Consider the following 11,848-nt stretch of genomic DNA (forward strand, 5'->3'; position numbering starts at 1 on the left):
GACGGGGTCATCAAGCAGCGCTGGTGGCGAGTTGCTGCAGCTGCTGAACTTTGATGAACGACTCTTCCCTGGATTGCAGGATGGCCATTGCCTGAGGCTGCGTTTCGAGCAGTGGGCCGTTGGTGATCTGGCCCAGTTTCAGTAAATGACGACCTTCGTAAATGTTGTGGGCAACCAACACGTTGAGGTTTTCCACGAGGTTGGGCAGTTGTTCGTCGGTGGGTTCGCCGTAGGCGGCGTATTGCTCGTCTGCCCAGTAAACCCATCCTAGATGTTCCTGAATCTTCGGTGCTGCTTGCGGCATGTCGAACGCTGAGACGTCGCCCAGCCATTCGAGTTCCGAGACGGAGCGCCAACTCAGCCACAATCCGCGATTGCGGCCAAAGTGGACCGGCGCGGGACTGTAGACGTGCTGCCAAGGGCCAAAGAGCTGGTGCGAGTTTTCGCCTGCGGTATAGGCCAGCGCGGCCCACAGGCTTGGTTTGTGGTAACTCAACAGGCTTTGGCCACCGGAACCGTCGTTTGCGCGCAGCAGCCAGCGGGCGTGAGCGAGTGCTGTGGCTGGATCGTCGGTGACCAATGCGATACCGGCAAACTTTTCTTCGCAGAGTTTTGCCGCTTCCGCGGCCAGGCGACTGCCCCACGGTGCGGTCAGCCACAGCGGGCCTTCAGCAGCCATTTCAGCGAAGTCGGTGCTCAGGAAAAGGCCTTGGCAGTGGACTGGCTCGCCAATGCGGTAGAGACGACTTGTAGCCTCTGGCTGGCGGGTGCGATCAATGATGAAGCACAGCGTTGAACCGGAGCTTTCTCTTGGCAACTGCTCGAATGCGTGGCGCGGGGCATCGAGGAGGGCGCTCAGCGCTTTTACATGCATGTGCAATCCTTACGGCTGCAAGCGCCGTTGCTTTGTTTGCCGCACAGCGGTGTGATACCGGACTCGTTCAGACGTTTGGGGAGGGGAACAAGCACTGTGCCAGCCTTATCCGCATCCGCCACTTTCATCGGCCCCGGCAGCAACGGCGCAGCAGGCGTACCAACCCCCGGCGCACCGCCGGTATTAACCTTCACTTCAGCGCCACTGATCGTGACACCACCCGCATCAACCTTCACAAAACTCCCGCCAGCCTTGGCGGTCAGCTCCATGCCACCCTCAATCACCACCTTTTCGCCAGCGTGATAGTGAATCTCCGTCCCAGCCTCAACAAACTGAGCAGTACCCACCTTCACATGCTGAGTCACCGCAACCGTCAGGTGGTCATCCGCACGCATTTCGCTTTTGCGATCCAGATGCGTAATTCGGTGCTCTTCGACCTTGAACTCGCTCAGGGTGTTGGCTTCAACGGTGTCGTGCCGTTCGTTGCCGACACGAATCTTCTGGTCGTGCTCGATGTTTTCGTCCCAATCGCGCTGGGCGTGGATGTAGATCTGTTCCACACCCTTTTTGTCTTCGATGCGGAATTCGTTGTAGCCCTTGCCGCCCGGTGAGCTGAGGGTTTTGAAGGTGCTGCGGGTTTTGTTCGCCGGGAGGTCGTAGGGGACGACGTTTTCCTTGTGGTACAGGCAGCCGGTGACGAGTGGCTGGTCGGGGTCGCCTTCGAGGAAGGTGACGAGGACTTCCATGCCGATGCGCGGGATGGCGATGCCGCCGTATGCTGCGCCGGCCCAGCCGCTGGCGACGCGCATCCAGCAGGTGGTTTTGTCGTCGCCCTGGCCGTCGCGGTCCCAGTGGAACTGGACTTTGATGCGGCCGTATTGATCGCAGTGGATTTCTTCGCCGGCGGGCCCGGTGACGACGGCGGTCTGGCTGCCGAGGACTTTTGGTTTCGGGTGTTCGAGGGCAGGGCGGTAGTGCGCGTCCCACGGGGTGGCGAGGAAGCTGTTGCGGTAGCCCTGGTGGAAATCGCTTTTGTTGTCGGTGACGTCGCTGGTGACGTTTTCGCCGAGCACTTGCGGTTGCTTGCCTTCGTGAAGCACTTCCAGCAGCAACCACATATCGTTCCACTCGGCGCGCGGGTGTTCGGCGAGGGTCAGGAAGTGGCCGCTGGTGAGGGTCGGTTCGTCACCTTTGCCTTCGGCGAGTTTGTAGTCGCTGCGATGGCGTTCCAGTGCGCGGGTCGAGAGGAACTTGCCGCGCTCGCGGGTGGTGAAGCGGCCGGGGTAGTCGTAATCCTCAAGGTCCGGGGCGAACTCGGATTTGACCGCGCCTTCGGGCAGGATCTTCGGTTTTTCGAAGTCGTAGTCGCGGCGGCTGACGCGGGTGGTACGGGTTTCCAGACGCAGGTTGAAGCGTTTGATCACCGGTTTGTCGGCGCTCATGCCGGAGTCTTGCTGGTAGCTCACAGCTTTGAGTTTGCGGAACACGGTCTGGTCGTCGCCGAACACCAGTTTGTGGCCGCTGCTGCTGTGCTGGAAGTGGAAGTGGATGCCTTCCTCTTCACACAGGCGCTGGATGAAATGCAGGTCGGATTCGTCGTACTGCACGCAGTAATCGCGTTCCGGGTATTCGGCGCTGAGCTGGAAGCTGTAGGCGTCGGCGAGAATGCCGCGATCCTCCAGCACCCGGGCGATGATCTTTGGCACGGTCAGTTGCTGGAAGATCTGCTGGTCGTGGTTGTGCCGCAGGTAGGCCAGTTGCGGCACCAGGCTGATGCTGTAGCGGGTCAGGGTCTTGCCGGAATCGCCTTGCTCGATGCGGTACACCAGGCCATGGATCTTGCCTTCGCCAGTGGCGCCGAAGGTCAGGACGCCGGGCTTGTGCAACAGCTCTTCGAGTTTCAGGTCGGGACGGGCGCTGACCAGTTCGAGGTCGAAACGGAACGGTTCGTTGAGGGCTTCGCGACCGGTGAAGCTAAGGACTTGCAGGTCGGCGTTGGCACCTTCGAGCGTGAGGGTGATGTGGGTTGCGTTGGCGTCCAGCATGCCTTGAATTCCGTCCGTTGAATAAGCAGGAGACGGATGATGGAGGATTAAACCGCCTCATTCAAGGCGCAAATGCCGTAGGAAGGCGCCCCGTGACGCCTAGGGAAAACCCTTAGGCCGGCCTTTTTTTCTAATGAATCCGGGCGTTTGCTGGATTTTTACGACAAAAGTTCAGGTGCAATCAACTGGCCATGCGCTAAAGAATTGCCGGTCAGTTTCAGACTAAAGTCGCCTGTGGCACGTCAAAGCCATCTGCCATCATTGCAACTCACCCCCGCGTGTTCACTTCCTCTCGGCTCAGTATTGACCCGGGACGGGAGCTATTTTTCTGGCTTATTGCGCCTGTGCGCAAACGCTGCATTGTGGAGTTTTTGATGCGTCCCCCATTCCCCCTCATCACCCCGCGCCTGTCATTGGGCTTCGGAGCCGTTGTGCTGTGCGCAGGATTTACCGCGCCCGTTCAGGCCAGCGGATTTCTTGAAGACAGCACGGCGAAAATCGAATCGCGCACGGTGTATTTCAACCGCGATTTCCGTGATGGGCACACGTCCAACGATCAAGGCGCGTCCAAGCGCGAAGAGTCGGCTCAGGGTTTCATTTTCAATCTGCAATCGGGTTACACCGAAGGCACCGTGGGTTTCGGTATCGATGCGCTTGGCATGCTCGGCTTCAAGCTCGATTCCAGCGCCGACAGCAGCAACAGCGGGTTGCTGCCGTCCAGCGGGCAGGACCCGCGCGGTTCGAAGGATCAGTACGCGAAGCTGGGATTGACCGCCAAAGTGCGGGTGTCCGATACGGTGCTGAAATACGGCGCACTGCTGCCGGATCTGCCGTTGCTCAAGTACAACGACGGGCGTTTGCTTCCAACGATGTTCAACGGTGCGATGTTGACTTCAAAAGAAGTGAAGGATCTGACGTTTATGGCGGCGCGTCTGGACAACTACACCGCGCGTGATTCCACCGACTCGCAAGACATCCGCGTGCACTGCAAGAACAAGCGCTACGCGTGCAACACCACTGCCGACCATTTCGACATGTACGGCTTCGACTACAAGATCAATGATCGCCTGACCGCGCAGTATCACTACGCGGAACTTGAGGACATCTATCGTCAGCACTTCGTCGGGCTGTTGGGGAATCAGCCTTTGGGCGGCGGCGTATTAAAGGCCGATGTACGCCTGATCAAGAGTGCCGACAGCGGTGCAGAACGGGCCGGTTCCATCGATAACCGCGCATTGAGCGGCATGCTGTCTTATGCCATCAGCGGCCACACGTTCAGTGGCGGTTGGCAGCGCATGAACGGCGACAACTCGATGCCGTACCTCGATGGCAGCAATCCGTATCTGGTCAACTATGTGCAGGTCAACGACTTCGCTGCTGCGCAGGAGCGTTCCTGGCAGTTGCGTTATGACTACGACTTCAAGGCGATCGGCATCAATGGCCTGAGCTTCCTGACCCGCTATGTGAGCGGTGATCACATCAAGGTGTTGGGCAGCGATCAGGAAGGTAAAGAGTGGGAACGTGACAGCGAGTTGAAGTACGTGATTCAGGCGGGAACGTTCAAGGATGTGAGTGTGCGTTTGCGTAATGCGACTTACCGCACCAACTATGAAAAGTTTGCCCGGGATGTGGATGAGACCCGGTTGATTGTGAGTTACAACTTTTCGGTGTTGTAAGCCGTTGGGCGTTTTGCGTCTGAACGGACGCTATCGCTAGCAGGCTAGCTCCCACAAGGAGGACGGCGTAACACACCAACCCTATGTAGGAGCTGCCGCAGGCTGCGATCTTTTGATCTTGTTTGTGAAAATCAAAGTCAAAAGATCGCAGCCTGCGGCAGCTCCTACAGGGGGACCGTGTTATAGCCAATGCCAGAACCGGCTCCAGAACCCGCGATTCAAATCTTCCTTGCACCCGGCATATTGCTGGGCATACATGTCGGAGCGATTCTGCACCTTGCGCGCCGTCGGCATCAGCCAGGCTTTGGCGGCGTAAGTCTTGTTGCGATAGCCGCCCCAGCCTTCGTGGTAGTTGAGGTACTGGCCATAGGCGTCGTATTTGTAGACGCCGTTGATCGACGTGGTCTTGTCCATGTACCAGCCGACGAAGTCGATCGCGTCGTCGAAGTCTTCGCGGTCTGCCCAGTTTCTGCCGGTGCTTTTCTGATAGTCAGACCAGACTTCATCCTTGGCCTGGGCATAACCCGAAGCGGTCGACACCCGGCCCCACGGAATTACCCAGAGCAGGTATTTACGCGGGGTTTTGGCGTCGTAACGGTAGCCGGATTCCTGATACATGATCGCGAAGGGCACCTGAATCGGCACCCCCCAGCGCTTCTGCGTGACTTGCGCAGCGTCGTACCAGTCGCTTTTCTCCCGGAAGATCTCGCAGATGTTTTCCGGCGAACGGGGCGGCGAGGTGCCGCAACCCGTCAACAGCGCCGCGAGTACCAGTAGTCCAACTGTTTGCCCTGAATTCAAAAGCCGTCATCCGTCATGCGCGAAAAAGGGCGACAGTCTACGCGCTCAGGTCAATTGGTGACGATAGGGCAAATCCGGACCGGTCTTGCTGCAGGTCAGCGCTGCGGCTTGCACGGCGAACTTGAGCATGCCGTCAATCTGCTCGCGACCGAGTTGCTGCACGCCTTCGACCGAGTCCAGACCGTGCTCGGTCAGCCAAGTGATCAGCGCGGCCTGGAAGGTGTCGCCGGCACCGACGGTATCGGCGATCTTCACCGAGCAGGCTGGCACCGACCATGAGCCATGGGCGCGGCTGAACACGGTCGCGCCTTCGCCACCGCGAGTGAGGAAAACGACTTGGCAGCGATGTTCCAGCCAGCCGTCGATGACGCGCTGCGGATCCTGTTCGGGATAGAGCAGGCTCAAGTCTTCGTCGCTGACTTTGATCAGATCCGCCAGTTGCACCAGCGTGGCGATTCGCTCGCGCCACAAGTCGATATTCGGCTCGGGATTGAGGCGTACGTTGGGATCGAGGGTGATCAGGCGTTTGCCGCTTTCACGCTGGACCAAGGCGAGCAGGGTGTCGGCAATCGGCTGCACCACCAATGAATACGAACCAATGTGCAAGCCGCGCACCTCGTCGCCCAGCGACGGCAGATGGCTTGGATTCAGCTGCCGATCCGCACAGCCTTCACCGCGAAAGCTGTAATGCGGCGAGCCGTTGGCACCGACGGCGACCATCGCCAGAGTGGTCGGCGCGGCGAAATCCACCAGAAAGTCCGGGCGTACGCCTTCTTCCTTAAGCACTTGCTGCAAGCGGCGGCCGAGGTAGTCGGTGGACAGGCCGGCGAACAAGGCTGAATCCACGCCCAAACGGCGCAAGCCCACGGCGACGTTGAACGGCGAGCCGCCGGCAATCGCCTTGAAATTCACTTTCGATGCCAGACCGCTGGCGTCGTCTTCGCTGAAAAAATCAAACAGGGCTTCGCCACACACCAAATACATAATTGTTTGCTCTTTATAGGGTTGCGACATGCTGTTGATAGCGTTCATAAGCCTGCTGAAACGCCGCGACATTGGCGGTGATCGGCAGGGTTTCACTGTTCAGGTCGAGCTTCACGCAGCGCTGGCACAGGTCGGCCAGTGTGTCCTCGTGACCGTTCGACCATGACTTGCACCACGCTGCTTGAATCGCTGCGCCAAGGGCCGCAGCTTCGCTTTGTTCGGTGCAGATCACCGGCGTGTTCATGATGTCGGCGACGATCTGTCGCCACACCGCGCTTTTCGAACCGCCGCCGATCAGGCAAATGCTGCGGCTTTGTAAACCATTCTGACGGAGCAAATCCAGTCCATAACGCAGGCCGAAGGTGGTGCCTTCGACGGCGGCGCGGCACAGATTGGCCTGAGTCAGATTATCCAGCGTCAAACCGTGCAGGCTGCCGGTGGCATGGGGCAGGGCGGGGACGCGCTCACCGTTGAGGAACGGCAGCATGCTCACGCCTTCGGCGCCAATCGGTGCCTGAGCGACGAGGTCGTTGAATTGCTCGAGATCGAGGTCGAACAGGTCGCGAATCGCGCCCGTGGCGTTGGTCAAGTTCATCGTGCAGATCAGCGGGAGCCAGCCGCCGCTGGAGGAGCAGAACGTCGCGACCGAGGCGTCCGGGCTGACTTTCGGCGCGTCGGCGTAGGCGTAGACGGTGCCGGAAGAGCCGAGGCTCATGGTGATCGTACCGGGTTGAATATTGCCGGTGCCGATGGCGCCCATCATGTTGTCGCCGCCGCCGCTTGCGACCAGTGCGTTGCGGTTGATGCCCAGGTGTTCGGCGATGGCCGGCAGGATCGTGCCCACGGCTTCATGCGCATCGATCAACTCAGGCAACGCGGCTTGCAGGCGACCGCTGGCGTCGATGTCGCGCAGCAGCTGCAAGTCCCACTGACGGGTGCGCACGTTGAAATAGCCGGTGCCGGAGGCGTCACCATATTCACTGCACGAACGGCCGGTGAGCCAGAAATTGAGGTAGTCGTGGGGCAGCAGGATGCGGACGATGCGCGAAAACACCTCCGGATGCTGCTCTTTGGTCCACAGCAGTTTCGACACCGTGTAACCCGGTGCAATGACCACGCCGAGGCGTTCCAGCGAACCTGCTTCACCGCCCAGATGGCTGAGCAGTCGATCGTTTTCGGCGCTGGTTTCGGTGTCGCACCACAGCTTGGCCGGGCGCAGGACTTCGCCTTGATCGTCGAGCAAAACCAGGCCGTGTTGCTGGCCGGATACGCCGATGCCCAGGATTGACTGGCCGTCGACATTCGCCGCCAACAGTGCCTGACGGGTGGCGAGTGCGAAGGCTTCCAGCCATTGTTGCGTGTCTTGTTCGCGGCGGCCGTTGGCGCCGCTGATCATGGTGTGCGCGGCGGCGCCTTGGCCGAGCACCTGACCGCTGGCGGCATCGAGGATGATCGCTTTGGTGCCTTGGGTGCCGCAGTCGATGCCGAGGAAGAGTTGTCGGGTTGTCACTGGGATATCCTCAGGGGATCAGGTCTTTCGCGGTGAAGCGATTCGCGAGCAGGCTCGCTCCCACAGGGGGACGCATTTCAAAATGTGGGAGCGAGCCTGCTCGCGAATGGGTCATTAAAGTCACCGCATCACTCAAACCAGAACCCGCTCCAGAGTCTGCGAAACCCCCACCTCGCGCAAGCTGTCACAGCACCACTCGAACGCCGCCACAAACTCTGCCGACTGAGCAATCGCCGTGCCAAAAATCTCTTCAACCCCAAGCAACCGCTGGGTAATCAACGCATCATCCGCCACCAACGCCTGACAAAACGCCGCCCGAGGATCCGGAATCGAATACGTATCGCCATTCTCATCCACGCCTTTCAAGTAAAGCGCCCAGGCCGCGACCACCAACGCCGCGCGTTTGGTTTCCTGGCCATCGGCAATCAACCGATTGATGGTCGGAATGGTGAACTTGGGAAACTTCGACGAACCATCCGAACACACTCGTTCCAACTGATCGGCAATCGCCTGATTGGAAAACCGCGCCACCAGCGTGTTCTTGTACTCGGTCAAATCGATGCCCGGCACCGGTGCCAGTTGCGGCGTGACATCCAGATCCATGTAAGCGCGCATGTAACGCACGAACAACGGGTCATTCATGGTCTCGTGGACAAAGCGATAGCCCTTCAAAAAGCCCAGATACGTCAGCGCCAGATGGCTGCCGTTGAGCAGTTTGATCTTCATCTCTTCATACGGCGAAACGTCGTCGGTGAACTGTACGCCGACCTTTTCCCAGGCCGGGCGACCGTTGACGAATTTGTCCTCCAGCACCCACTGCACAAACGGTTCGCAAACCACCGGCCAGGCGTCGTCTACGCCGTGTTTGTCGGCCAGTTGCAGGCGATGCGCGGTGCTGGTCATCGGGGTGATGCGGTCGACCATGGCGTTGGGGAAACTGACGTTGGCGTCGATCCAGCTGCACAGGTCGCTATTGCGCAGCGTGGCAAACGCCAGCAATGCCTTGCGGGTCACGGCGCCGTTGTGCGGCAGGTTATCGCAGGACATTACGGTGAAGGCCGGAATGCCCGCCGCCCGACGTTTTTCCAGGGCCGCGCACAAAAAGCCGAACACGGTTTTTGGTGCGTCGGGATTGGCAAGGTCATGCTGAATCTGCGGCAGATGCGCCATGAATTCGCCGTTGCTGTCATCGATGCAGTAACCGCCCTCAGTGATGGTCAGCGAGACGATGCGGATCTGCGGATCGGCGAGTTTGTCGATCAACGCCTGAGCGCTGTCTTCGGCCAGCAGCATGTCGCGAATCGCGCCGATCACGCGCACTTCGGTATCGTCGCTGTCACCCAGTTCAAACAGAGTGAACAGGTAATCCTGTTCCTTTAGATCGTCGCGGGCGCGGCGATCTTCAGCGCGCAGGCCAACCCCGCAAATCGCCCAGTCCAGCGCTTCGCCGGTATTCATCAAGGCATCGGTGTAATACGCCTGATGCGCGCGATGGAAACCGCCGACGCCAATGTGCGCGATGCCCTGACGGGTGTCGCTGAGGCCGTAGGCTGGCAGTTTCACTTCGGCGGCGAGGCGGTTGAGGTTCTGTTTATTCAGGTTCATTGGGCAAGTCTCGAAAAATCAGGCCGCAGCACGCAGCGGACGGGTCAGTGCCACACCTTCGGCATCGAACAAGTGGCAGTGGGCGGCGTCCAGATACAGGTTCAGTTGCTCGCCATAACGGCTGGCCAGGTCACCGCGCACGCGCATGGTCAGCGCTTCGCCGGCGTTGGTCTTGACGTGGCAGAAGGTGTCGCTGCCCAGCCGTTCGCTGACATCGGCGGTGACTTGCAGGGTGCAGTCCCCTGGTTGTGCCAGTTCCAGATGCTCCGGGCGAATGCCCAGAGTCACGGCGCTGCCGACGGCCAGGTTGGCGGCGTTGAAGGGCAGGGTGATGCGGGTGCCGGCGTCCAGTGCGACTTCGCAGGTTTGGCCATCGACCCGGGCGATCTTGCCCTTGAGGAAGCCCATCTTCGGCGTGCCGAGAAACCCGGCGACGAACAGGTTGGCCGGGTTGTGATACAGGTCCAGCGGCGAGCCGACTTGTTCGATTTTGCCGCCATTGAGCACCACGACTTTGTCAGCCATGGTCATCGCTTCGACCTGATCGTGGGTCACGTAGATCATGGTCGCTTGCAGGTCCTTGTGCAGGCGCAGCAGTTCCAGACGCATTTGCACCCGCAGTGCGGCATCGAGGTTGGACAGCGGTTCGTCGAACAGGAAGATTTTCGGGTTGCGCACAATCGCGCGGCCGATGGCGACACGCTGGCGCTGACCACCAGAGAGCTGCTTCGGTTTGCGTTCAAGCATCGGCCCCAGCTCAAGAATGCGTGCGGCTTCGCCGACTTTTTTCTCAACCTCGGCTTTCGGCACGCCGGCCAGATCGAGGGCGAAAGACATGTTCTTTTTCACGGTCATGTGCGGATACAGCGCGTAAGTCTGGAACACCATCGCCAGATCGCGCTTGGCCGGGCTGACTTCAGTGATGTCGCGGCCATCGAGTTCAATGGTGCCGCCGCTGACTTCTTCCAGGCCGGCGATCAGGCGCAGCAGGGTGGATTTACCGCAGCCGGACGGGCCGACGAAGACCACGAATTCCTTATCGTTCACCTCAAGGTCGATGCCCTTGATGATGGAAAAACCTTCGAAGCCTTTTTGCAGATTCTTGATTTTCAGGTTGGCCATGATGGCGCTCCTTTTGTGCTTATTCTTTGAGGGCTATTTCACGGCGCCGAACGACAGGCCGCGCACCAGTTGTTTCTGGCTGATCCAGCCGAAGATCAGGATCGGCGCACAGGCCAGGGTCGACACCGCCGACAACTTGGCCCAGAACAATCCTTCGGGACTTGAATACGAGGCGATCAGCGCGGTCAGTGGCGCGGCTTTCGAGGAGGTCAGGTTCAGCGACCAGAAGGCCTCGTTCCAGCACAGGATCAGCGACAGCAGCACGGTCGAGGCAAGACCACCCTTGGCGATCGGCAGCAGCACACGGATCATTTCCTGCCACAGCGTGGCGCCGTCGAGGCGGGCGGCTTCGAGGATGTCTTTGGGGATGTCCTTGAAGTACGTGTAAATCATCCAGACCACGATCGGCAGGTTGATCAGCGTGTAGATCACGATCAGTGAAATGCGCGTGTCGAGCAGGCCGAAACTCTTGGCCAGCAGGTAGATCGGCATCAGCACGCCCACTGGCGGCAACATCTTGGTCGACAGCATCCACAGCAGCGTGCCTTTGGTGCGCTGGGTTTCGTAGAACGCCATCGAATAGGCCGCCGGCACTGCGATCAGCAGGCACAGAGCTGTGGCGCTGAAGGAAATCACCACCGAGTTCCAGGCAAAGCTGAAGTAGTCGCTGCGCTCGTTGATGTGCAGGTAGTTCTCCAGTGTCGGCGTGAAGATGAACTGCGGCGGCGTGGCGAAGGCGTCGATTTCGGTTTTGAAACTGGTCATCACCATCCAGAAGATCGGGAAGAAAATCACGATCGCGATGGCCCAGGCCAGGGTGCCGAGCAGCAGGCTTTGCAGCCGGCGGGATTGTTGAAGAGTCATGGCGGGCCTCAGGCTTTGTCAGTCAGGTTTTTGCCGATCATCCGCACCAGAATGATCGCGGCGATGTTGGCGATGACCACGGCAATCAAGCCGCCCGCCGACGCCATGCCGACGTCGAACTGCACCAGCGCCTGGTTGTAGATCAGGTAGGCGAGGTTGGTCGAGGCGTAGCCGGGGCCGCCGTTGGTGGTGGTGAAAATCTCGGCGAATACCGACAGCAGGAAGATTGTTTCGATCATCACCACCACGGCAATCGGCCGGGCCAGGTGCGGCAGGGTCAGGTGCCAGAAGATCGCGATCGGGCCTGCGCCATCCAGGCGCGCGGCTTCTTTCTGTTCCTGGTCGAGGGACTGCATGGCGGTCATCA

General features: G+C 59.7%; 10 protein-coding genes. 1 reads left to right on the plus strand and 9 read right to left on the minus strand.

Translation table 11 applies throughout. The annotated features are described in order from the left end of the window. Positions 1-10: 10 nt before the first annotated feature. Entirely contained in the window at positions 11-874 is an 864-nt protein-coding gene (locus ACIOVB_RS00610) for a DUF4123 domain-containing protein (RefSeq protein WP_401263963.1), read from the minus strand. Next, entirely contained in the window at positions 865-2,919 is a 2,055-nt protein-coding gene (locus ACIOVB_RS00615; RefSeq protein ID WP_401263965.1) for a type VI secretion system tip protein VgrG, read from the minus strand. Before ACIOVB_RS00615 ends, ACIOVB_RS00610 begins: the two co-directional genes overlap by 10 nt. Before the next feature lie 374 nt (positions 2,920-3,293). Here ACIOVB_RS00615 and ACIOVB_RS00620 point away from each other — a divergent pair, with 374 nt between their 5' ends. After that, positions 3,294-4,595, plus strand: a complete 1,302-nt coding sequence (locus ACIOVB_RS00620; protein ID WP_401263966.1) for an OprD family porin — start codon at positions 3,294-3,296, stop codon at positions 4,593-4,595. Between the two features lie 180 nt (positions 4,596-4,775). Here ACIOVB_RS00620 and ACIOVB_RS00625 read toward each other — a convergent pair whose 3' ends face one another. From ACIOVB_RS00625 to ACIOVB_RS00655, 7 genes are all read right to left on the minus strand, one after another. Continuing rightward, positions 4,776-5,396, minus strand: coding sequence for a hypothetical protein (locus ACIOVB_RS00625; RefSeq protein ID WP_187678956.1), 621 nt, complete (start codon positions 5,394-5,396; stop codon positions 4,776-4,778). Positions 5,397-5,441: 45 nt separating this feature from the next. Continuing rightward, entirely contained in the window at positions 5,442-6,380 is a 939-nt protein-coding gene (locus tag ACIOVB_RS00630) for a carbohydrate kinase (RefSeq protein WP_401263967.1), read from the minus strand. A gap of 13 nt (positions 6,381-6,393) precedes the next feature. After that, positions 6,394-7,890 (minus strand): xylulokinase, encoded by a 1,497-nt coding sequence (xylB, locus tag ACIOVB_RS00635; RefSeq protein ID WP_401263969.1) that lies wholly within the window; start codon positions 7,888-7,890, stop codon positions 6,394-6,396. A gap of 132 nt (positions 7,891-8,022) precedes the next feature. After that, positions 8,023-9,495, minus strand: a complete 1,473-nt coding sequence (locus ACIOVB_RS00640) for a mannitol dehydrogenase family protein (protein ID WP_401263971.1) — start codon at positions 9,493-9,495, stop codon at positions 8,023-8,025. 18 nt (positions 9,496-9,513) lie between these two features. Continuing rightward, on the minus strand, positions 9,514-10,617 hold the full coding sequence (locus ACIOVB_RS00645) for an ABC transporter ATP-binding protein (RefSeq protein ID WP_401263972.1): 1,104 nt from the start codon (positions 10,615-10,617) through the stop codon (positions 9,514-9,516). A 33-nt stretch (positions 10,618-10,650) separates the two neighbouring features. Continuing rightward, entirely contained in the window at positions 10,651-11,481 is an 831-nt protein-coding gene (locus ACIOVB_RS00650; RefSeq protein ID WP_187678961.1) for a carbohydrate ABC transporter permease, read from the minus strand. 8 nt (positions 11,482-11,489) lie between these two features. Next, positions 11,490-11,848 (minus strand): carbohydrate ABC transporter permease (locus ACIOVB_RS00655; protein ID WP_401263974.1); only part of this gene is annotated, 359 nt, incomplete at its 5' end.

This window comes from Pseudomonas sp. NPDC087639, assembly GCF_044743385.1.
GTDB lineage: Bacteria > Pseudomonadota > Gammaproteobacteria > Pseudomonadales > Pseudomonadaceae > Aquipseudomonas.